The sequence below is a fragment of the Tenacibaculum finnmarkense genome (genome assembly GCF_900239185.1).
In the GTDB taxonomy this organism is placed as follows: domain Bacteria; phylum Bacteroidota; class Bacteroidia; order Flavobacteriales; family Flavobacteriaceae; genus Polaribacter; species Polaribacter finnmarkensis.
In genome coordinates, this window is record NZ_OENA01000098.1 from 108452 (window position 1) to 130078 (window position 21627).

Here is a 21627-nt window from a genome sequence, read left to right on the forward strand (position 1 = left end):
GTATGAAAGCCGGAATTGTAGGATTACCAAACGTAGGAAAATCAACATTATTTAACTGTTTATCAAACGCAAAAGCGCAAAGTGCCAACTTTCCATTTTGTACGATAGAACCTAATATTGGTGTGGTAAACGTACCAGACCCACGAATTCAGGTTTTAGAAGGTATGGTAAACCCAGAAAGAGTAATGCCTGCAACGGTTGAAATAGTAGATATTGCTGGTTTAGTAAAAGGAGCAAGTAAAGGAGAAGGTTTAGGAAACCAATTTTTAGCAAATATTAGAGAAACAGACGCTATTATTCACGTATTACGTTGTTTTGATAATGATAATATTATTCACGTTGATGCTTCTATTGATCCTATTAGAGACAAAGAAACCATTGATATTGAGTTACAATTAAAAGATTTAGAAACCGTTCAAAAACGTTTAGAGCGTGTAAAAAGAACGGCTAAAACTGGTAATAAAGAAGCGCAAATAGAATTAGAAATTTTATTAAAAGTCGAAGAAACTTTATTACAAGGTGTTTCTGTTAGAGCTATTGATTTTTCAGAAAAAGACCAAGAAATTGTAGCAAGTTTACAATTTATTACGGCAAAACCAGTGTTATACGTTTGTAATGTTGATGAAGGATCGGCAGTAAACGGAAACGACTATGTAACCAAAGTAAGAGAGGCTGTAAAAGACGAAAACGCACAAGTAATTGTGTTAGCTGTAGGTACCGAAGCTGATATTACCGAGTTAGACGACTACGAAGAACGTGAAATGTTTTTAGCCGATATCGGTTTAAAAGAAGCAGGAGCATCGATTTTAATTAGAGCCGCTTACAAGTTGTTAAACCTACAAACTTACTTTACTGTAGGAGTAAAAGAAGTACGTGCTTGGACCATTAATATTGGCGATACTGCACCACAAGCAGCAGGTGTTATTCATACCGATTTCGAAAAAGGATTTATTAGAGCTGAGGTTACAAAATACAACGATTACGTTACTTTAGGCGGTGAGCAAAAAGTAAAAGAAGCAGGGAAATTAGGTGTTGAAGGAAAGGAATATATTGTACAAGATGGCGATATTATGAACTTCAGATTTAACGTTTAATTTTTTAAATTTTAAAACAATAATTAGGGCGTTCGGGCGGGCTTTCACTACTCGCTTTTTTTAAATAGAAAAAATTTAAAAAAGAGCTCAAACAAGCCGTTCAATCCCTAACGCAAAACCAGAACGCTGTAGATTAATTCTACAGCGTTTTTTTTGTATCTTATCAAACATAAAATAGCGTTAATAAATATGCAGGTCGATAAATCAATATTTCAATATTTAGAAAATTTAAAACAAAATAACAATAGAGATTGGTTTACCGATCAAAAACCACGTTTTGTTGAGGTTCAAAAAAGCGTAAAAGAGTTTTATGGAAAAGTAAGCGAAAACCTAGAAACACACGATGTTATTGATAAGTTTAAATTATTCCGAATTTATAGAGATGTTCGTTTTTCAAAAGATAAAACGCCATATAAAACACATTTTTCAGGGTCATTTTCACGAAAAGGAAGTCATTTAAGAGGTGGTTATTATTTACAAATTGAACCAGAAAACAGTTTTCTAGCCGGTGGATTTTGGCAGCCCAATAAAGAAGATTTACTACGTATTAGAAAAGAAATTGAACTCGATGCTTCTGATTTTAGAGAAATTTTAAACAACCCTGAGTTTGTAAAAAATTTCGGAACTAAGTTTGAAGGCGATGAATTAAAATCGGCACCTAGAGGTTTTGATAAAAACCATCCTGATATTGATTTATTACGAAAAAAAGGCTTTATCGCTGTGCGTAATTTTACAGATAAAGAGGTGTTGTCTAATAATTTTTTATCAGAAATTGATACTTCTTATAAAGCTTTACGACCTTTTTTTAATTTGGTGAGCGAGGTATTAACAACCAATTTAAACGGTGAAAGTTTACTTTAAACTTGATTGCTGCGATGCTGAAATAAATTTTCTCTTCGCTTTTTTTTGATGATTTTTGTCAATTCGAGTGATTTTAATGATTAAAAAGAATTAAAATTATATCGATAATTTGAATTATTTTATGCTAAAAAAGTTCTCGATACCATTTTTTTGAAGAATAAAAAATAACTCGAACTGACAGGTTGTTTTGAGTTTTTATAACAGAATGTAATAATTTAAACAGGATTTAAAGAATTACAGGTTACAATCAAAAGAATCGAATAGCTTGAAATTAGTACAAATGCCTAGCCCCGATTGAAGCTTTGTTTGAGCTCTTTTTTGTTTTTCTTTTAAAAAACAAAAAAAGCGAGTGCGGAAAGCGGGAAATTGCTTCAAAAAATAATAATTTTCAGCGGTTATGATCATGCGGAAATAAAAATGTAATTTAGAAAGAAAATCAAGCGGTATTTTAAGTAATAATTAACAGTATTCATGTAGTTTTGTTTTATGAATTTTTATGAAAAAATATATACTGTTACCACAAACGAAATTGATGAATACCAACATGTTAATAATGTAGTGTATGTACAGTGGATGCAAGAGGTATCTGCTGCACACTGGTTATTGCTAATTAAAAATATTGCTAAACCTGATTATGTTTGGTTTGTAATTCGTCATGAAATTGATTACAAAAAACAAGCGGTTCTAGGCGATGAAATAAGTGTAAAAACATGGGTTGGTAAAACCGAAGGAATTCGTTCTGTTCGTCATTTTGAAATACACAAAGGCACTGATTTATTAGTGAAATCGGAAACTACCTTTTGTTTATTAGATGCAAAAACACAAAAACCAAAAAGAATAACTAAAGAAGTTACAAACGTACTTTTAGGAAAAAAATAAGCAATATCTTTGCATATTATATATAGAAATAATGACAACATTTACAGGGTTAGGAGTACAAAAGCAATACGTTGAAGGACTGAAGGAATTAGGCATTACAAAACCTACCGAAGTACAAGAAGCGGCAATACCATATTTATTGCAAAATAATGCTGATTTTATCGGGTTAGCGCAAACAGGAACGGGTAAAACTGCGGCTTATGGCTTGCCTGTTTTACATAAAATTGACGCTTCAAAAGATACGGTTCAAGCTTTGATTTTATCGCCAACAAGAGAATTGGTGCAGCAAATAAAAAAACAATTATTTAAGTTTACAAAATATGTAGATGATAAAATTTTTATAGAAGCTGTTTACGGTGGTGAAAAAATAGACCGTCAAATAAATAACTTAAAAAGAACGACACACGTAATTGTAGCTACTCCAGGGCGTTTAATCGATTTGATTGAAAGAGGTGAAGTAAATTTAAAAGATATCAATACTTTGGTACTTGACGAGGCGGATGAAATGCTAAGTATGGGGTTTAAATTAGACTTAAATCGTATTTTAAAATACACTTCAGGTACTAGAAAAACATGGTTATTTTCGGCAACAATGCCCGATGAAATTAGAAATATCATTAAAAAATACATGGATTCATCGGCAAAACAAGTGGAGGTAAATAAAAATTCGTTGGTGAATGCTAATATTACGCATCAGTTTATACAAACGACTATTCCTGAAAAAGTAGATGTAATTGTAAAGTTTTTAGAAAAAAGACCTAGCGAAAGAGGTATCATTTTTGCTAGAACAAAAGCAGGTGTGCAAAAATTAACAAAATTGTTGCAAGATGATGGTTTTTCGGTTGCCGCTTTAGAGGGTGATATGCAGCAAAGAGATCGTGAAAAGGTAATGCGAGCTTTTAAAAATGAGAGTCTTCAAATTTTAGTTTCTACAGATGTTGCCGCAAGAGGTATTGATGTACGAGATTTAGGTTTTGTAGTACACCATCAATTACCAGAACAATTAGAATATTACACACACCGAAGCGGAAGAACTGCAAGAGCAGGGAAAAAAGGTGTTTCTTTAGTATTAATTTTAAATAACGAAAGAAATAATATTAAAGAGGTGGAAAGAACATTACAGATAAAGTTTTCAGAAATTAATATTTAATTAGTATTTTCAGTGGATATTATTTACGCTCTTGATATTGCAGGAACATTTGCCTTTGCCATTAGTGGTGCTTTGGTGGCAATGAAAAAACAATTTGATGTATTTGGTGTTGTTATTATCGCCTTTGTTACCGCTGTAGGTGGTGGTATGATACGAGATGTTTTAATTAACGCGCATCCTATAAATTGGATTAGTGACCTTAATTATATTTGGACAATTTTAACTGCCGTTGGTTTTACTTTTTTATTTAGAAGTAAAATAGCGCCACTACGTAAAACCATGTTTTTATTTGATACTATTGGTATTAGCGTATTTACTTTGTTGGGCTTAGAAAAAGGTTTATCGTATGATTTACATCCTTTTGTAGCCTTGGTTATGGGAATGGTTTCCGCAGTTTTTGGAGGTGTTCTTAGAGATGTGCTTACCCGAAAAGTTCCTTTAATATTTAAAAAAGAAATATACGCATCCGCTTGCCTAGCAGGTGGAGTCGTATATCTTATTTTAGAAGAATTTAAGATAAATAAAGACCTTCAGTTTGTAATACCAACACTGGTTGTTTTTTTAATACGATCAATTGTAGTGAAGTATAAGTTGGAATTACCAAAAATAAAAGCCGATGCTTTGGGTGAATTGGGGTAGTTTTATAGAAAAATGTTTTATCAAAATTAAAATAAACGAGATGAAGAAAGAATTTAGTTTAGTGTTTTTATTGTTTATAAGTATAACTGTTTTTTCACAAGATAAAAAATTACCAGCAGGCTGGGATGTTATTAGCTTAGATAATAAAACAGCCTATATGAATTTAATTACAGGAAGTATTTCTAAAAAATACCCTACAAAAGCTGCGGTAAAACCTTCGGGGAAGCTAGCCTTTGATCCAACAATTACACATAAAGTAAAAAAAGGAGAAACATTAAGTACTATTTCAAGAAAATATGATGTAAAACTATCTAGGTTATACCGATTAAATAGCATGACTAATTTCGATACCTTAAAAATAGGACAAGAAGTTGTAATTGGTTACGGGCAAAGTAAAGCAGAAAAAGTTGCTTTTTTTAAGAAAGTGAACTCTAAAATTCAGGTAGAAACAACGCCTAAACCTTTGGTGAAGTCAACTTTGACCAAACCAAAAGTGCTAATAGCGACTAAAAAAGCTATTAAAGTTAAAGCTGAAACAAAAACAATAGCTAAAGATACTCCTAAAAATAAAAAGGCTTTAAATGAATCGTACGCAAAACGTTTTGCGCTTATTGTAGAAAAAGATCCTGTTGTTGAAAAGAAAGTTATAGCAAAAAAAGTAGCTGTTGTTACAGGTAAAAATGCGGTAGTTAAATATCATACTGTTACAGCAACAGAAACTTTATACGGAATTTCGGTTCGTTATAAACAGCCTGTAGATCATTTAAAAAAGTTAAATAAATTAAAAGATAATACTCTTTTTATTGGGCAAAAATTACGTATTAAATAAGGTTTAAACTCTTTATTTAGCCATTTTATATACTTTTATAAAAGTAAAAAGCTCGGAATTTTAATTCCGAGCTTTTTTGTTTCAATCTTAAAATTGAAAAACAATTATTTTTTTACTAATTGCGCCATGTAAAAACCGTCATATCCAAATTCATGGGCTAATACTTTATGATCTTTTACTAAGCTAAAATCTTTCCCGTCTTCAGAGGCTAAAAATATTTTAACTTGATCTTGGTTTTCAGAAGGTAACACAGAACAGGTAGCATATACTAATTTACCGCCTGGCTTTACCATTCGTGAATAACGCTGTAAAACGTCTTGCTGAATTTCTTTGATATTATCAATAAATTCAGGTTGTAATTTCCATTTACTATCAGGGTTTCTACGTAAAACACCTAAACCAGAACAGGGTGCATCAATTAAAACTCTATCGGCTTTACCATATAATTTTTTAATTACTTTGGTAGAATCAATTACTTTTAAATCGATATTACTAATACCGTTTCTGCGCGCTCTAACTTTTAATTTTCGTAATTTACTTTCGTAAATATCCATGGCAATAATTTGCCCTTTGTTTTTCATTAATGCCGCTAAATGTAATGTTTTACCACCAGCACCCGCACAGGTATCAATAACTCTCATTCCTGGAGCAACGTCTAAATAAGCCGCTACTAATTGCGAAGAAGCATCTTGAACTTCAAAAAATCCTTTATGAAATGCTTCTGTTTTAAAAACATTGGCACGTTCTACTAAACGTAATGCATCATCACAACCGTTTACAAACTCCGTTTCAATACCTTCTTGTTGTAAATCTTTTTGTAAATGTTCTTTGGTTACGTTTAATGTATTGGTACGTAAAATAACATCGGCACGTTTGTTTAATGCCGCCATTTCTTTAGTCCAAACAGTTTCGCCTAATTCTTTAACACCTAATTCATCAATCCAATCAGGAATAGACTCTCTGTATTTTCTAATTTGAGAAAGCTCATCAAATTTTCCTTTAATTCGTCTTGTTGGCGTTTCTTCAATTTGATTCCAATCTGGTAATTTAATTCCTTTTAATACACACCAAACTACTAGCAAACGCCATAAATCTGGTCGTGAATATGGAGTTTTTACATCTGCAATTTCTGCGTATAAACGCTTCCATCGTACGATGTCATAAATAGTTTCGGCAACAAATTTTCTATCACGTGCGCCCCATCTTTTATCTCTTTTTAATGCCTTTTCAACAGCTTTATCGGCATATACGTCATCATTAAAAACGTCACGTAAACTGTCAATAACTGCGTAAACTAAATTTCTATGTAATCTCATTTGGTGAATTTATAGGCGCAAAGATAGTGGATTTTAATGGTTTTTTGTACTTTCGTTTTGAGTAAAAAATCATGCTAAAAAAGTAATAAATGAAACAACTGATGCTAATTTTAATACTGTTTTTAACTGCTTTTTTTAATATAATTGCTCAAGAAAATATCTTTGGAAAAGAAAATGAATTTCCACTTAATGAAATAAGGTATGTTTTTGGAGATAATGTAAAATTAAGAGAAGCTTCAGATGTAAATTCTAAAGTGATTTCATTATTAAAAATAGGTGCTGAAATTACTGTTTTAGAAAAAACAAATGATTTTTTATTTTATAATGGAATTAACAGTTATTGGTATAAAGTAACATATAAAAATTCGATAGGTTTTATTTTAGGCGGGCTTATTTCTTTAGATAAAAAAGAAGTTGATAATTCTAAATATTTACTTTCTTTGAAAAAAGAAAATTCAGCCTATTATATATTAGTAAGAGTTGTTAATGAAGATAAACCGTATTTAGAAAATTCATCTTTATTAGGGGTTGAACAAGGTTTTTCAATGAAAACTTTTGATAATCAAGGTGTAGTGTCGATAGAAAATATGGTTTATATTGATTTTATGGTAGAATCTTGTGGTTTTAACGGTGGAGGTTATTATTTGTTTAATGATGGGAATACATTAAAAAAAGCAATAGAATTAACTCAAATAGGAGATGGAGGAAATTGGTTTGGAGAGGAATTAATTTTTCCGACAAATAAAAATGGTAAGGAAGGAGTCATTTTATATGAAAAAGAAGAAGGAGAGGTTTTAGACGAACAAACCAATCATACCAAAATAATTATAGAAAAAAAAGAGTTAATTTGGAAAGGAAAAACATTTATTCAAACTAAAGATTAGGTATTATTTAATGAATTTAAATCATCCGATAACGTATATAAAAGGCGTTAGTGTAGCGCGTGCCGAATTGTTAAATTCCGAATTAGGAATTAAAACCTGTAATGATTTATTACACCTTTTTCCGTTTCGTTATATTGATAAAACGCAGTTTTATACGATTCAGCAATTGGCTCAAAATACGGCTGAGGTTCAAATAGTTGGTAAAATAACAGCGATTAAAGAAATTGAACAACAACGAGGAAGTAGGCTAGTGGCAACTTTTTCTGATGGCACGGGTTTTTTAGATTTGGTATGGTTTAAGGGTGCTAAATGGATAAAAAATAGCTTAAAAATTGATGTTCCGTATGTGATTTATGGAAAATTAAATTGGTATAACGGCAGGGCAAATATGCCGCATCCAGAAATGGAAACAGTAAAAGAACACAAAAGTAATGTTCAAACAGCCATGCAACCTGTATATCCATCGACTGAAAAATTAGCCAATAGAGGAATTACCAATAAAATATTGCGGGGGTTTATCCAAAATTTATTTGAACAAGCATCCGAAGTATTAGCAGAAACATTACCTGATTATATATCCGAAGAAAATAATTTATTAGCCAAAAAAGAAGCCTTACTAAATATCCATTTTCCTAAAAGTCAAGAATTATTAGCGAAAGCACAATATCGCTTAAAATTTGAAGAATTATTTTTTATTCAAATTCAATTATTACAGAAAAAACGCATCCGTAAATCAAAAATAAAAGGCGCTGTTTTTGAAAAAGTAGGTGAAAATTTCACTGATTTTTACACCAATAAATTACCTTTTGAATTGACAAATGCTCAAAAAAGAGTGTTAAAAGAAATTCGAAAAGATGTGGGTTCTGGCAAACACATGAACCGTTTATTGCAAGGTGATGTGGGGTCAGGAAAAACAATTGTGGCGCTGTTAAGCATGTTAATTGCCATTGATAACGGCTATCAGGCAACTATTATGGCGCCAACTGAAATTTTAGCGATTCAGCATTATAATGGAATTACCGAGCTTTTAGAAGGAACAACGATAAAAGTTGAATTATTAACAGGTTCAACCCGAATTAAAAAAAGACGTGAAATTCATACGAATTTAGAAGAGGGTTTAACGCATATTTTAGTAGGAACACACGCTGTTTTAGAAGATAAAGTCTGTTTTAAAAACTTAGGGCTTGCTATTATTGATGAGCAACATCGCTTTGGTGTGGCACAGCGATCTAAATTATGGCAGAAAAATCAACCGCCTGCAATTCTGAATGAAAAAGGTAGAAATCTTCATCAAAAATATAAGAATGAAAATCCGAAGGCTCATCAATTAATTAAAGAAATCGCCTTTAAACGAAAAAATAAAACATCGAAAGCCGAAAGAGCCTTGTGGGAGGTTTTAAGCAGTAAACAAACAGGTTTTAAGTTCCGAAGATATTATATTATTGATGGATTTTTAATTGATTTTATCTGCCTTGAAAAAAAACTAATTATAGAGGTTAATGGCAAATATCATACGACCGAAAAACAGCAAGAAGCAATGCGTTTACGTACCGAAATTTTAACAGAATTCGGTTATAAAGTGGTTCGGTTAGATGAAAATAAAATTCTAAATTCGTCTGAAAACAGCCTCAAAAATAGCCTTGAAAATAGACTAGATAAAACAACAAAAAGAATTATTGCAACGTTAAATAGTTTGCCTACGGTTTCAGTAAGAAAATCAATTCTGCCACATGTTTTGGTGATGACTGCAACGCCAATTCCACGAACTTTAGCGATGTCGGTTTATGGTGATTTAGATATTTCGGTAATTGATGAATTACCGCCAGGGCGTAAGGAAATTAAAACCGTACATCGGTATGATAGCAATCGTTTATCCGTTTTTAAGTTTTTAAAAGATGAGATAAACAAAGGGCGACAGGCGTATGTGGTGTATCCGTTAATTGAAGAATCGCAAGCGATGGATTATAAAGATTTAATGGATGGTTATCAGAGTATTTCTCGTGATTTTCCATTGCCAAAATATCAAATAAGTATCGTTCACGGAAAAATGAAACCTGCCGATAAAGAATTTGAAATGAATCGATTTATAAAAGGCGAAACTCAAATAATGGTAGCAACAACGGTAATTGAAGTTGGTGTAAATGTACCAAATGCGTCGGTAATGGTTATTGAAAGTGCCGAGCGTTTTGGCTTGAGTCAATTGCATCAATTACGAGGTAGAGTAGGGCGTGGCGCATCGCAAAGTTATTGTATTTTATTATCGAGTTTTAAATTGTCATCCGATAGCAAAACCCGTTTGCAAACCATGGTTGATACCACCGATGGCTTTAAAATTGCCGAAGTAGATTTAAAACTTCGAGGTCCTGGAAATATTATGGGAACCCAACAGAGTGGTGTGTTAAACCTAAAAATTGCCGATGTGGTAAAAGATACGGCAATCCTACAAAAAGCCCGTCAAACGGCAATCGCTGTTTTAGAAAATGATGCTAGTTTTTCGAAACCTGAAAATATACGTTTGTTAAAAGTTTATACGCAAATAGAAAAATCAAACGGGCTTTGGAGTAGTATTAGTTAGGTGTTTACCGAATATTTTAAAATATCTTTTTTAATATTATGTAGTTTGATATAAATTAAAGATAAACAAGAAAAAAGGGATAATCCAAATACTAATATTTTGTTTTTTTTTAATTAAAAAAAATATCGAAAATAGAAGTATTAAAAAAGTATTTATTATTAAAAAAAAGAATGTTTCTATAGATATCATAGCATGAGGATGTACAAGAGGAGTATCAAAAATAGAATATAAAACGAAACATAATAGTTGTATAATAGAAAAAGCTACGGGGATTTTATTTTTATTTAATAGCATTGGTTTTTGGATATATTATTTTGATGATTTTCTGAACATTATTTGTCTAATTTTATCAAAATCAGATATGCCTATATTTTCGTTCATCAATATTTTATGTATATTTCTAAGTAAAATGATTTAATAAAGTTATTACGATTTTGATTAAAACTTTTCTGTTCTACTTCAATTTATTAATCAAGGTAGGAAATTTCTTATAAACATAAATATGTTTGGATGTTTTTCTATCGTAACCACCTTTTAGGTCTTTATCCAATAAACCTTTATTGTGAAAATGAGTTTCTAACGCTAATGATAGTCGAACAGATTTCATATTCCATGTTTTCCAATACAGACATTGTATATTATTCTTGTTTTTGTGTTCTCTTTTTCGTCTACTAGGATCATTGGTAATTCCTACGTACCATCTTGCGTTTTTTGTAATTAAAAAAGAATTTTTACGCATCCATTTTTTAATTTCTTTTTGAACTTTATTGTAAGTTTTGGTTTTACTTGCGGATGCTATATTTGCGTCTTTCATTTATTTGAATAAATAATTTTTATAATTTTAAAAGAGGATAAAGATACAATTCTATTATTTTCTATTATTTTTGAAGCTTAATTTATCCTCAATAATAATCGCTTTAATTCATTATCAATAATAATCTATAAATGAATAATTTAACGACAAATCCTAAACCTCCAAAAACTCCATGGCCAACAAAAGATGCCATGCAACAGGTTTATGAACTGAATTTATGGGGAAATAACAACACCGCTTTCTATTCGGGGGCGGGTTCGCATGAAATTGAAATTGTAACACCTTATTTATCGGCGGTAAATTCATTTTTAAAATCGTTTGAAACACCATTAATAGTTTGCGATTTAGGCTGTGGCGATTTTAATATCGGAAAAGAATTAGTAACACATACAAAGCAATATATTGCGGCAGATATTGTGCCAGAACTCATAACATATAACACCGAAAAATTCAAAAACCCGAATTTAACTTTTCAAACCTTAGATATCGCAAAAGATACCTTACCAACTGCCGATTGCGTAATTTTAAGGCAAGTTTTACAACATTTATCGAACGATGAAGTACAAGAAGTGCTAGCTAAATTAAGTAATTATAAATATGTTATTTTAACAGAACATTTGCCAAGTGCAGAATTTATTCCAAATAAAGATATTATTTCAGGGCAGGGAATTAGGATAAAAAAGAAAAGCGGTTTAGCTATTTTAAAAGCTCCTTTTCATTTTCAAGTGAAAGAGGAAAAAGAGCTTTTATCGGTTGTTTTAGAAGATAAAAAAGGCATAATTGTAACCACACTTTACACTGTTTTTTAAGTGATTTTTATGCTTTTATTTTGTGTCGTCATGCTGAATTTATTTCAGCATCGCATCAGAGTAGAACTACGGCAAATCAGGATGAGAATCTGAAATAAATTCATATTGACAGGTTCGATTTGACACTGTTTTTAACAAGGGGTTTCAACCCCTTGCTTTTATCCTTGCCTTTCTTAGTTTAATTTTAAATGCTACTTATAAATCAAATACTTAGCCCTGATTTTTTTAAATTCTGATAAGTCTTTTCCCCATGATTTTTTAATCTCTTTTTCTGATAAACCTTGTTGAATTTGTTGCTGTAATTTTTTTGTTCCAGCAAGTTTGGTAAAAAACACGGTGAAAAAAGATTTTTTAGGCGATTCTTTATAGGATTTTATCAGCCAAGACAAGTTTAAACCCGAAAGTTTATCGCTTTTTTGCAAGTTTTCACCATAGCATAATTTCCCTTTATACTTTGGGTATTTTGAACCATCGTTGGCTTTTGGGGTAAAACTAAAAGCCGTTTTTTTCAAATAAGGCGCACCATAAATTTGAAACTGCTTGTTAGTTCCTCTACCTGCCGAAACCGTTGTTCCTTCAAAAAAACAAAGGCTAGGGTATAGGTTTATAGAAATTTCATTGGGTAAATTAGGCGATGGTTTTATCGGTAAATTATAAGTTATATTATGCGTGTAATTTTCTAAAGGAATTACGGTTAAATCACATTTTAGACTAGATTTTACATTTTCTGAAGTGTTTTTAAGCCAATTTTCGCCATTTATCATTTTTCCATACTCACCGATAGTCATTCCATAAACCACGGGAACAGGGTGCATTCCTACAAAACTTGTATGCGCCATTTGCAAAACAGGACCATCAATATAATGAGCGTTAGGGTTGGGTCTATCTAAAATAATTACAGGGATATTTGCCTGTGCACAGGCTTCCATCACATAATGCAACGACGATATATAGGTGTAAAAACGAGCGCCAACATCTTGAATATCAAAAACTACAGCATCGATGTTTTTTAATTGCGCTTGCGAGGGCTTTTTATTTTTTCCGTACAACGAAATAATCGGTAATTGCGTTTTAGTATCAACGCCATCAATTACCGTTTCGCCAGCATCTGCTTTACCACGAAAACCATGTTCGGGTGCAAAAACTTTTTGCACGTTGATGTTTTTATAACCGTGTAAATAATCAACTAAATGATATTGTACTGTTTTCAACCCCATTGTATTAGGTGCTACTTCGGCACGTTGAAAAACATTTAAAACAGAAGTTTGATTGGCTACAATAGCGATATTTTTTCCTTTTAATTTATGTAGATATAAATTGGTTCTATCAGCGCCAATTTTTAAAGGAAGTGGTATTTTTGTAAGGTTTGTAGTTGTTGTTGCTACCTTTTTAGGTATTGATTTCTGTTGCTGAGCGCAAGAAGAAAATTGAAAACTAAAACAGGTTAATAATAATAAAAAGTAACTAAAATTGTTTTTCATGTAAATATCTTTAAAAAAGATAAAATTACTACTTAAAAATCTTTTACGAATAAAAACCACGAAAAATTTAATTGCTACTAAGCATCGCCTAAAATTAAGCAATAATTAAGTACTTTTGAGTCTCTAAAAAAAATATAACTTTTGAATTTCGAATTATTTATCGCCAAACGAATTATTGCAGGCAAAGAACGTGAAAGCAGTATTTCATCGCCTATTATTAAAATTGCGACTATTGCCATTGCTTTAGGTATTGTAATTATGTTAATTTCCGTAGCAATCGCATCAGGTTTTCAGAAAAAAATCAGCGATAAAATGACGGGCTTTAAAGGGCATATTCAAATTGTAAATTACGATACCAATAACTCGGATATTTCTACCGTACCAATTTCTAAAACCCAAGATTTTTATCCGAAGTTTACAAATATTCAAGGCATTAAAAACGTGCAAGTTTTTGCCAATATCGGCGGAATTATAAGAACCCCAACCGATTTTGAAGCCATTGTTTTTAAAGGCGTTTCTTCCGATTATGATTTTTCATTTTTCAAAGAATATTTAATTCAAGGACGTTTGCCAAATTTTGAGTTGCCTCGAAACAAAGAAATACTAATTTCTCAGGCAATTGCCAGCAGGTTAAATTTGAAATTAAACGACACCATTCAAACCCTTTTTAGCGCTACCAAAAGCAAGCTAAAATATAAAATGCGGAAGCCAATTATTGTAGGGATTTACAATACAGGTTTCGCCCAATTTGATAAAACCATGCTACTTGGCGATATCCGAGAAGTTCGACAAATTAACCGCTGGACAGCCGATCAAATAGGCGGTTTTGAAGTTTTAATTGACAATTTTGAGGAGTTAACCCAAAAAGGAAACGAAATTTACAGCAACATCGGATCTACCTTAAACAGCATGACGATTGTAGAAAATTACCCATTAATTTTTGATTGGATTAAACTTTTTGATAATAACGTATGGTTTATCATCGGAATTATGATTTTAATAGCCGGAATTAATATGATAACCGCCTTGCTGGTTTTAATATTAGAGCGTGTACAAATGGTCGGGATTTTAAAAGCCTTAGGAAGCAGTAATTGGAGCATTCAAAAAATATTTTTATACAACGCCTCTTATTTAATTTTAAAAGGACTTTTTTGGGGTAATTTAATAGGGATATCGCTGTTATTAATTCAAAAATACTTTAAAATAATCGAGCTAAACCCCGCAACCTACGCAGTGGCAACCGTACCTGTTGACATCAGTATTTTAGCGATTATCGCACTAAGTTTAGGAACGCTATTTTTATGTTTTTTAATGCTGATAATCCCTTCATATATTATCACAAAAATAGCCCCATCAAAAGCCATAAAATTTGCGTAGATAATTATTTTTACACTTTTTTTTTGGAGCTATTTCCCGCTTTCCGCACTCGCTTTTTTTGAAGAAAAATCAAAAAAGAGCTCAAACAAATGCTACAATCGGGGCTAGGGATTTTTAGGTAATTTACAGCTATTAGTTTCCTTGTGAAAATCAATCAAAATACAGTTTCGCGAATGACAAAAAAATATAGATCAATATGAAAAGGATAATGAATAGTTTTAGAGTCTATATATTTATTGTGTTTATTACCTATAGTTGTGGTCGCAATACTACATATATAGAAAAAATAGACTTTACGAATAAGACAGGATTGTGTGATGTTAAGTGTAAGGATTTAGGTTTAAAATTAACAAAAATATCAATACTTGATACAGAGAGAGATACAGTTGCTTATAGGTCTCACAATGAATTGAATATGAAAATATATTTAACGGTAGTGAATAAAAGTGATAAACCGATAGTGTTTTTGAAAAATAGAACTGAATATAATCCTAAAAACTTTAAATGGGTACTTAAAAAGGATACTGTTTATTTCTATAATTATGATTATGATAATAAATCGATAATAAAACCTAATGATAGTATCAATTTTTCTATAAAAGCTTATTTTTTTGATTTTTATAAATTGTTTAAAGAAAAAAAAGATAATACAGATGATATGTTAAAATTATTAACGAACTTTAAGTTAATTTATAATGATGGAGAGAAAGATGTGTGTGTTAATCAAGACAGAAATATTCCTGTCGGTGTTTATAATGATAAAACAAAATGGTGTTGGTGGTATTTGAAACGATGATAAAAAGGTTTCAATATAGAAATAGCTATTTTTTAACTAGTGGCGTATATAAGCAAGCGATAATAATAGTAAAAATATAAAGTCATAACCGTAAAATGGTATGGCTTTTTTTAATTTTAAGAATAAGCGACTACTTTTAGTATGATGGATAACCTGAGGCGTTAAAAACAGAAAATATAGTAATTATATGATGATTTCTCTTACTATTAATAACAAATACTAAACAAATAGGATACTTGTAAAACGTTTAAAAAAAATTACCTTTGCCTTTGTAAAACGAAGAAATGAAATACGCAAAAAATATTTTAGAAACTATTGGAAACACGCCATTAGTTCAGTTAAATTCTGTAACCAAAGAAATCGATGCTTTAGTTTTAGCCAAAGTAGAAACCTTTAACCCAGGGAACTCTATTAAAGATAGAATGGCAGTAAAAATGATTGAAGATGCTGAGGCAGACGGTCGTTTAAAACCAGGAGGAACTATTATTGAAGGAACTTCAGGAAATACAGGAATGGGATTGGCTTTAGCGGCAATTATAAAAGGCTACAAATGTATTTTTGTACTTTCTGATAAGCAGTCTAAAGAAAAAATGGATATTTTACGTGCCGTTGGCGCACAGGTTATTGTTTGCCCAACAAATGTAGAGCCAGAAGACCCTCGTTCATATTATTCAGTTTCTAAGCGATTAGGAGCAGAAACGCCAAACTCATGGTATGTAAACCAATATGATAATCCATCGAATGCTTTAACACATTACGAGCAAACAGGACCTGAAATTTGGGAACAAACTGAGGGTAAAATTACACATTTAGTAGTTGGAGTAGGAACAGGAGGAACTATTTCAGGAACATCAAAGTATTTAAAAGAGCAAAATCCGAATATAAAAGTTTGGGGAATTGATACCTACGGTTCTGTATTTAAAAAATACCACGAAACAGGTGTTTTTGATGAAAATGAAATTTATCCATATATCACCGAAGGAATTGGAGAAGATATTTTGCCTAAAAACGTAGATTTTTCTGTAATCGATGGTTTTACCAAAGTTACCGATAAAGATGCAGCCGTTTATACCCGTAAAATAGCCAAAGAAGAAGGGATTTTTGTTGGAAATTCAGCAGGATCGGCAATAAAAGGAATGTTACAATTAAAAGAACATTTCAAAAAAGACGATGTAGTCGTTGTTATTTTTCATGACCACGGAAGTAGATACGTAGGGAAAATGTTTAATGACGATTGGATGCGTGAACGTGGTTATTTAGATAAAGAAGTAACTACCGCTGAAGATTTAATTAAAGGACATCTTGATAAAGCTTTAGTAAGCGTTCAAACTGAAGAATTAGTGTCGCATGCTATTGAAAGAATGCGTGCATTTAAAATTTCACAAATCCCGGTAAGAGATGCCAATGGTTTTGTAGGTTCTATTGACGAATCAGATTTATTACACCGTTATATTGCCGATAAAAACATTGCTGATACGCCAATAAAAGATATAATGGGGGCTATGTATCCTATGGTAAAGTTAGATGCTTCAATTGATGCTGTTTCTAAGTTAATTACAAAAGAAAACCAAGCAGTTTTAGTTGATTTAGGAAATGGAAAACACCATATTATTACCAAGTACGATATTATAAGTGCTATTTAATATTTTTTATTTAAAAGTATTTTATATAAAGTAAAAATAATTAAAAAGCCCACTCATAAGAGTGGGCTTTTTTAAATTAATTCAAATAATTTAAATTATGAAAAACAGTTTACAAAGTTGTTTTAAAGCATTTATTAACTAAAGGCACTGCAAAATTAAAACTTAAACAATTGGTGTTGCTTAAAAATAAATTATTTGACATTTTTTTAACGCTATCGCCTTATTTAAGGGGCTAAAACGTTAAGAAGTTCTTAATATTATTGTGCATGTTTATGCGCTTTGTAAGACGAACGCACTAAAGCGCCACTTTCTACATACATAAAGCCCATTTCTAAACCTAAAGTTTCATATTTTTTAAATTGATCGGGGGTAATAAATTGCTTAACAGGTAAGTGTTTTTTACTAGGCTGTAAATACTGACCGATAGTAATAATATCTAAACCAACAGCACGTAAATCTTTCATGGTTTGAATAACTTCCTCTTCCTTTTCGCCTAAACCAAGCATAATACCCGATTTTGTACGCATTCCCTTTTCTTTTAAGTATTTTAACACGCCTAAACTTCGATCATATTTTGCTTGAATACGAACTTCGCGGGTTAATCTACGAACGGTTTCTACATTATGAGAAACTACTTCAGGAGCAACTTCAATAATACGATCAATTAGTTTTTCGTTTCCTTGAAAATCGGGAAGTAATGTTTCAATGGTTGTTTTAGGATTTGCTCTACGCACTGCATTTACAGTTTCTGCCCAAATAATAGAACCACCGTCTTTTAAATCATCTCTATCTACTGATGTTAAAACGGCATGTTTAATACCCATTAATTTAATAGAGCGCGCTACTTTTTCAGGTTCATCCCATTCTACGGTTTCTGGTCTTCCAGTTTTTACTCCGCAAAAACCACATGAACGGGTACAAATATTTCCTAAAATCATAAAGGTAGCCGTTCCTTCTCCCCAACATTCTCCCATGTTTGGGCAGCTTCCACTGGTACAAATGGTATTTAATTTATATTTGTCTACTAAACCTCGTAAGTCGGTATATTTTTTTCCAACAGGTAGCTTTACACGCAACCATTTTGGTTTTTTTACTCTTTCTGGTACTATTACTGATTCGTTTGCCATTTCAATAAAAATTCGATAAAAAATTGAATAGCAAATTTACAAAGAAAACTGTTATAAATTGATTAAAAACCAAAGACTAAATCCGATTAAAAAAATAATACCAGCAATACTTAATATTCGTAAAGGTAATTTTGGTTGATTTTTTTTAGGAGTATGTTTTCCTGTTATCAATACATAATTTAAAATAGCATAAAAAGGTGCTGTTAAAAACGATAAAACAGTGGCTATTTTAACTAAAAACCCCATATCAGTTAAAAAATAGTTTAGAATAATAAAAGTACCAATGGCTAAAAAAAGTATCCAAAAAGAATAATTTAGCCTATTTTTTTTTACAAATAATAAATTAGAAGCCTTGGTCATTGCTCTTGGAGAAGCATCTAAAGTAGTTAAAGCGGTGCTAAACATGGTGGTAAATGCGGCTATTCCTATAAATAAATAAGAAAAATCACCTAAATTTTCGGTGTATAAATTGATTAATTGCTGAGCAAAACGACTTCCTTTATTTGAAAAAGATTCTCCTGATTGATGCATTACCAATGCGCCAAGCACCACAAAACAAACCCCTAAAAAGAAGGTTGCTATGTAGCCAACATTAAAATCAAAAACAGCATATTTGGGTTTTATTTGTTCGAAGGTGGTTTTACTTTTTTCTACAGACCAGAGAGAGTGCCAAATAGAAACATCTAAAGGTGCGGGCATCCATCCTAAAAAAGCAATTAAAAAGGTAATTTGTGCAGTTCCACTAGGTAGTATTTGCTGAAAATTAAATCCTTTTTTGGTATTAAAAAGCGCTACTATTACCGCTATAATAGTACTTATTGTTAAAATAATGATGAGGTATTTCATCAAGTTATCAAGTAATTTATACTTTCCGAAGCTTAGAAGTGCAATACTAATACCTAAAATAATAACAGCCCAAATAACCAAATTATTTGTAAACCCGAAAATACTAGACGCCAAGCTCGCTGTAACAATCGTTACTGCTGCTTGAATGGTAAACATGGTTGCAAAATTTAAAATAAAATAAGCAATTAATACCCCTTTGCCTAATTTTTTATAGCCATCTAATAGCGTTTCGCCAGTAGCTGCAGCATATCGAGGACCAAATTGAAAGAAAGGGTATTTAAAAAAGGATACAATTAATAAAGCCCAAAGCAGCCCAAAGCCAAAATCGGCACCCGCTTTTGTAGCCTGTACTAAATGAGATACGCCTATTGCTGCACCAGCAAATAACAAGCCAGGACCAAGTATTTTTGATAGTGATTTTTTCATAAAAAGGGGAGCTGAAAAAAAGTTTAAAATAAAAGCTGTCTTTTAAATTTTAAGGTAATACGTTGATTTTTAAAACTAAAAGTAGGGTAAGTTAAGGTTTTTTGATTATTTCAGCTAATAATTTTTTAGCTCTTAATAATTTAATTTTAACATTATTCATCGGTTCTCCAATTTTATCTGAAATCTCTTTATAGCTTAATTCTTGAAAAAACCGCAAATGAATAATTTCCTGATATTTTGGTTTTAATTTCTTAATATCTCTTAAAAGTTTGGCTAAGTTTTGTTCGGTAATAAGCGTGTCTTCAGCCGATGGTGTGTTGTCTATAATTCTAAAAGCGGCCTCCTGTTGTTCTTTAGAAGTATTTAATAAAAAAGCGCTATTTTTTTTTCTTAAAGAATCAATATACACATTTTTTGAAATGGTAATTAGCCATGTTTTAAATTGATAATCATCATTAAACGTATCAATTTTATCAAAAGCTTTAGAAAATGCTCGAATGGTAATATCTTCAGCATCATTATCATTTTTTATTCTCGCTAATTGATAACTATATACATTTCCCCAAAAAGTATCTAGTAAAAAATTAAAAGAAGCTTGATTTCCTTTTTTAGCCAGCTCAATATGTTGAAGTACTTTTTCTTTAGGTATTTCCAAGAGGTATGTTTAAACGTAGTGCAAATATAGCAATAAAAAATAACGCTACTAAAAATAGGCAGTTTTTACCACCTATTATAAGAAAAAATGTTTTGCTTGCTGTGTTTAGTTCTGGTGTTCGGTATCATTACAAGAGTCAAATTGATCTGGTGTTTTACCACAAAAACCACAAGATTCACCACTTTCATTTAAAACAGGATTTTGACTAGCACAAGTTCCTGCAAATTCACCGTCTTTTTTTGCCCAAATTTTTATAGCAATCCCTGCAAAAGCTAAAGCTAATAGTCCGATGGTAATAAAAACTAATTTCATAATATTAAATTTTGTAGTGCAAAGATACGAATTTCCTTTTTTAGAGAATTATTTTATTGTAAATTTATGCCTGTGACTTTTCATTTTTTTGAGGGTCATAAAAACAATTGTTTAATTTAATTTTTAATATATGAAAAAGTATTTAGCAGAATCATTTGGAACATTTTGGTTGGTTTTTGGAGGTTGTGGTAGCGCCATTTTTGCTGCTGGTTTCCCAGAATTAGGTATTGGTTTTATGGGAGTATCTTTAGCCTTTGGTTTAACCGTTTTAACTATGGCGTATGCAGTTGGGCATATTTCTGGAGGGCATTTTAACCCTGCGGTATCATTAGGTTTATGGGCAGGAGGGAAGTTTTCTGCAAAAGAATTAGTACCTTATATTGTTTCTCAATTAGTTGGTGCAATTTTAGCTGCGGGTGCGTTATTTTTAATTGTATCAGGAAAATCAGGTTTTGAATCTATCGGCGGTTTTGCTGCTAACGGATATGGCGAATTATCGCCAGCAGGTTATAATATGACATCGGCTTTTGTTGCTGAATTTTTATTAACCATGTTTTTCTTGTTGATAATTTTAGGAAGTACCAACGACAGAGCGCCTAAAGGTTTTGCTCCAATCGCTATTGGTTTAGGCTTAACGTTAATCCATTTAATCAGTATTCCAATCACTAATACTTCGGTAAATCCGGCACGTTCTATGAGTCAGGCTTTATTTGCAGGAGGCGGTTATTTAGCACAATCTTGGTTGTTTTGGGTTGCACCTATAGCAGGAGCAATTGTTGCAGGATTTATTCATAAAGCATTATTTGACAAAGCGTAAAAACGTTCTATTTCTATATAAAAAGCACCTTTTTTAGGTGTTTTTTTTGGTTTTAAAGTATTTTATTTTTTGAAGCAATTTCCCGCTTTCCGCACTCGCTTTTTTTGTTTGAAAAAAACAAAAAAGAGCTCAAACAAATGCTTCAATCGGGGCTAGGCATTTGTGCTTTTTTTAACAATTTTAGAACAGAAAAGGATATTTACTTTCAGTCATTAAAATCATTCGAATTGACAAGAATCATCAAAATAACTGTCAGTTCGAGTGTTTTTTTATTTCAAAAAAATGTATCGAGAACTT

Annotated in this window: 20 protein-coding genes; 13 read left to right on the plus strand and 7 right to left on the minus strand. The window is 31.5% G+C overall.

Annotated elements, in window-relative coordinates:
• Positions 1–2 precede the first annotated feature (2 nt).
• The 6 genes from ychF to AQ1689_RS12650 all read left to right on the plus strand — a co-directional run bounded on the left by ychF (position 3) and on the right by AQ1689_RS12650 (position 5452).
• Positions 3–1094 (plus strand): redox-regulated ATPase YchF, encoded by a 1092-nt coding sequence (ychF, locus tag AQ1689_RS12625; RefSeq protein ID WP_101956311.1) that lies wholly within the window; start codon positions 3–5, stop codon positions 1092–1094.
• A 189-nt stretch (positions 1095–1283) separates the two neighbouring features.
• Positions 1284–1955: a DUF2461 domain-containing protein gene (locus tag AQ1689_RS12630; RefSeq protein ID WP_101956312.1), complete on the plus strand. Its 672-nt coding sequence runs from the start codon at positions 1284–1286 to the stop codon at positions 1953–1955.
• Positions 1956–2441: 486 nt separating this feature from the next.
• Complete coding sequence (locus AQ1689_RS12635; protein WP_058885155.1) at positions 2442–2834, plus strand: acyl-CoA thioesterase; 393 nt, start codon at positions 2442–2444, stop codon at positions 2832–2834.
• A gap of 31 nt (positions 2835–2865) precedes the next feature.
• Positions 2866–3984 carry a DEAD/DEAH box helicase gene (locus tag AQ1689_RS12640; RefSeq protein ID WP_058885154.1) on the plus strand — a complete coding sequence of 373 codons (1119 nt, stop codon included), beginning with the start codon at positions 2866–2868 and terminating at the stop codon, positions 3982–3984.
• Positions 3985–3996: 12 nt separating this feature from the next.
• Positions 3997–4623: a trimeric intracellular cation channel family protein gene (locus AQ1689_RS12645; RefSeq protein ID WP_101916079.1), complete on the plus strand. Its 627-nt coding sequence runs from the start codon at positions 3997–3999 to the stop codon at positions 4621–4623.
• A 40-nt stretch (positions 4624–4663) separates the two neighbouring features.
• Positions 4664–5452 (plus strand): muramidase family protein, encoded by a 789-nt coding sequence (locus AQ1689_RS12650; protein ID WP_180947594.1) that lies wholly within the window; start codon positions 4664–4666, stop codon positions 5450–5452.
• 104 nt (positions 5453–5556) lie between these two features.
• Here the strand turns inward: AQ1689_RS12650 and AQ1689_RS12655 are convergent, their stop codons facing one another.
• Positions 5557–6768: an RsmB/NOP family class I SAM-dependent RNA methyltransferase gene (locus AQ1689_RS12655; protein WP_101956314.1), complete on the minus strand. Its 1212-nt coding sequence runs from the start codon at positions 6766–6768 to the stop codon at positions 5557–5559.
• Positions 6769–6857: 89 nt separating this feature from the next.
• Here AQ1689_RS12655 and AQ1689_RS12660 point away from each other — a divergent pair, with 89 nt between their 5' ends.
• Both AQ1689_RS12660 and AQ1689_RS12665 read left to right on the plus strand, forming a co-directional pair.
• On the plus strand, positions 6858–7652 hold the full coding sequence (locus tag AQ1689_RS12660; protein WP_101956315.1) for an SH3 domain-containing protein: 795 nt from the start codon (positions 6858–6860) through the stop codon (positions 7650–7652).
• 10 nt (positions 7653–7662) lie between these two features.
• Positions 7663–10227, plus strand: a complete 2565-nt coding sequence (locus tag AQ1689_RS12665) for a DEAD/DEAH box helicase (protein ID WP_101956316.1) — start codon at positions 7663–7665, stop codon at positions 10225–10227.
• Positions 10228–10681: 454 nt separating this feature from the next.
• On the opposite strand, the gene AQ1689_RS12670 is transcribed toward AQ1689_RS12665, so the two are convergent.
• A complete protein-coding gene (locus AQ1689_RS12670; protein WP_101901602.1) occupies positions 10682–11041 on the minus strand; it encodes a hypothetical protein in 360 nt (119 codons plus the stop codon).
• 131 nt (positions 11042–11172) lie between these two features.
• On the opposite strand from AQ1689_RS12670, the gene AQ1689_RS12675 reads away from it, so the two are divergent.
• Positions 11173–11850 carry a class I SAM-dependent methyltransferase gene (locus AQ1689_RS12675; RefSeq protein WP_101956317.1) on the plus strand — a complete coding sequence of 226 codons (678 nt, stop codon included), beginning with the start codon at positions 11173–11175 and terminating at the stop codon, positions 11848–11850.
• Positions 11851–12041: 191 nt separating this feature from the next.
• Here AQ1689_RS12675 and AQ1689_RS12680 read toward each other — a convergent pair whose 3' ends face one another.
• Positions 12042–13331 carry an exo-beta-N-acetylmuramidase NamZ family protein gene (locus tag AQ1689_RS12680; protein WP_101956318.1) on the minus strand — a complete coding sequence of 430 codons (1290 nt, stop codon included), beginning with the start codon at positions 13329–13331 and terminating at the stop codon, positions 12042–12044.
• A 141-nt stretch (positions 13332–13472) separates the two neighbouring features.
• Between AQ1689_RS12680 and AQ1689_RS12685 the strand changes: the two genes are divergently transcribed.
• The 3 genes from AQ1689_RS12685 (at position 13473) to AQ1689_RS12695 (ending at position 17147) form a co-directional block, all read left to right on the plus strand.
• A complete protein-coding gene (locus tag AQ1689_RS12685; RefSeq protein ID WP_101956319.1) occupies positions 13473–14708 on the plus strand; it encodes an ABC transporter permease in 1236 nt (411 codons plus the stop codon).
• Positions 14709–15123: 415 nt separating this feature from the next.
• A complete protein-coding gene (locus AQ1689_RS12690; protein ID WP_145993772.1) occupies positions 15124–15504 on the plus strand; it encodes a hypothetical protein in 381 nt (126 codons plus the stop codon).
• A 284-nt stretch (positions 15505–15788) separates the two neighbouring features.
• Entirely contained in the window at positions 15789–17147 is a 1359-nt protein-coding gene (locus AQ1689_RS12695) for a pyridoxal-phosphate dependent enzyme (protein WP_101956321.1), read from the plus strand.
• Between the two features lie 257 nt (positions 17148–17404).
• Here AQ1689_RS12695 and lipA read toward each other — a convergent pair whose 3' ends face one another.
• The 4 genes from lipA to AQ1689_RS12715 all read right to left on the minus strand — a co-directional run bounded on the left by lipA (position 17405) and on the right by AQ1689_RS12715 (position 20513).
• A complete protein-coding gene (gene lipA / locus AQ1689_RS12700; protein WP_058885138.1) occupies positions 17405–18274 on the minus strand; it encodes a lipoyl synthase in 870 nt (289 codons plus the stop codon).
• 51 nt (positions 18275–18325) lie between these two features.
• The gene (locus AQ1689_RS12705; RefSeq protein ID WP_101956322.1) at positions 18326–19546 is read right to left on the minus strand and encodes an Nramp family divalent metal transporter; all 1221 of its coding nucleotides are present in this window, start codon (positions 19544–19546) and stop codon (positions 18326–18328) included.
• A gap of 91 nt (positions 19547–19637) precedes the next feature.
• A complete protein-coding gene (locus AQ1689_RS12710; protein WP_101956323.1) occupies positions 19638–20201 on the minus strand; it encodes an RNA polymerase sigma factor in 564 nt (187 codons plus the stop codon).
• 105 nt (positions 20202–20306) lie between these two features.
• Positions 20307–20513 (minus strand): membrane or secreted protein, encoded by a 207-nt coding sequence (locus AQ1689_RS12715; protein WP_101916064.1) that lies wholly within the window; start codon positions 20511–20513, stop codon positions 20307–20309.
• Between the two features lie 130 nt (positions 20514–20643).
• Between AQ1689_RS12715 and aqpZ the strand changes: the two genes are divergently transcribed.
• Positions 20644–21330 carry an aquaporin Z gene (gene aqpZ / locus AQ1689_RS12720; RefSeq protein WP_101956324.1) on the plus strand — a complete coding sequence of 229 codons (687 nt, stop codon included), beginning with the start codon at positions 20644–20646 and terminating at the stop codon, positions 21328–21330.
• Positions 21331–21627: the final 297 nt, after the last annotated feature.

What these genes read in the sequence shown, in the direction of transcription:
- ychF (WP_101956311.1), top strand. Translation starts at nt 3, where the DNA reads ATGAAAGCCGGAATTGTAGGATTACCAAACGTAGGAAAATCAACATTA.
- AQ1689_RS12630 (WP_101956312.1), top strand. Translation starts at nt 1,284, where the DNA reads ATGCAGGTCGATAAATCAATATTTCAATATTTAGAAAATTTAAAACAA.
- AQ1689_RS12635 (WP_058885155.1), top strand. Translation starts at nt 2,442, where the DNA reads ATGAATTTTTATGAAAAAATATATACTGTTACCACAAACGAAATTGAT.
- AQ1689_RS12640 (WP_058885154.1), top strand. Translation starts at nt 2,866, where the DNA reads ATGACAACATTTACAGGGTTAGGAGTACAAAAGCAATACGTTGAAGGA.
- AQ1689_RS12650 (WP_180947594.1), top strand. Translation starts at nt 4,664, where the DNA reads ATGAAGAAAGAATTTAGTTTAGTGTTTTTATTGTTTATAAGTATAACT.
- AQ1689_RS12655 (WP_101956314.1), bottom strand. Translation starts at nt 6,768, where the DNA reads ATGAGATTACATAGAAATTTAGTTTACGCAGTTATTGACAGTTTACGT.
- AQ1689_RS12660 (WP_101956315.1), top strand. Translation starts at nt 6,858, where the DNA reads ATGAAACAACTGATGCTAATTTTAATACTGTTTTTAACTGCTTTTTTT.
- AQ1689_RS12665 (WP_101956316.1), top strand. Translation starts at nt 7,663, where the DNA reads ATGAATTTAAATCATCCGATAACGTATATAAAAGGCGTTAGTGTAGCG.
- AQ1689_RS12670 (WP_101901602.1), bottom strand. Translation starts at nt 11,041, where the DNA reads ATGAAAGACGCAAATATAGCATCCGCAAGTAAAACCAAAACTTACAAT.
- AQ1689_RS12675 (WP_101956317.1), top strand. Translation starts at nt 11,173, where the DNA reads ATGAATAATTTAACGACAAATCCTAAACCTCCAAAAACTCCATGGCCA.
- AQ1689_RS12680 (WP_101956318.1), bottom strand. Translation starts at nt 13,331, where the DNA reads ATGAAAAACAATTTTAGTTACTTTTTATTATTATTAACCTGTTTTAGT.
- AQ1689_RS12690 (WP_145993772.1), top strand. Translation starts at nt 15,124, where the DNA reads ATGAAAATATATTTAACGGTAGTGAATAAAAGTGATAAACCGATAGTG.
- AQ1689_RS12695 (WP_101956321.1), top strand. Translation starts at nt 15,789, where the DNA reads ATGAAATACGCAAAAAATATTTTAGAAACTATTGGAAACACGCCATTA.
- lipA (WP_058885138.1), bottom strand. Translation starts at nt 18,274, where the DNA reads ATGGCAAACGAATCAGTAATAGTACCAGAAAGAGTAAAAAAACCAAAA.
- AQ1689_RS12705 (WP_101956322.1), bottom strand. Translation starts at nt 19,546, where the DNA reads ATGAAAAAATCACTATCAAAAATACTTGGTCCTGGCTTGTTATTTGCT.
- AQ1689_RS12715 (WP_101916064.1), bottom strand. Translation starts at nt 20,513, where the DNA reads ATGAAATTAGTTTTTATTACCATCGGACTATTAGCTTTAGCTTTTGCA.
- aqpZ (WP_101956324.1), top strand. Translation starts at nt 20,644, where the DNA reads ATGAAAAAGTATTTAGCAGAATCATTTGGAACATTTTGGTTGGTTTTT.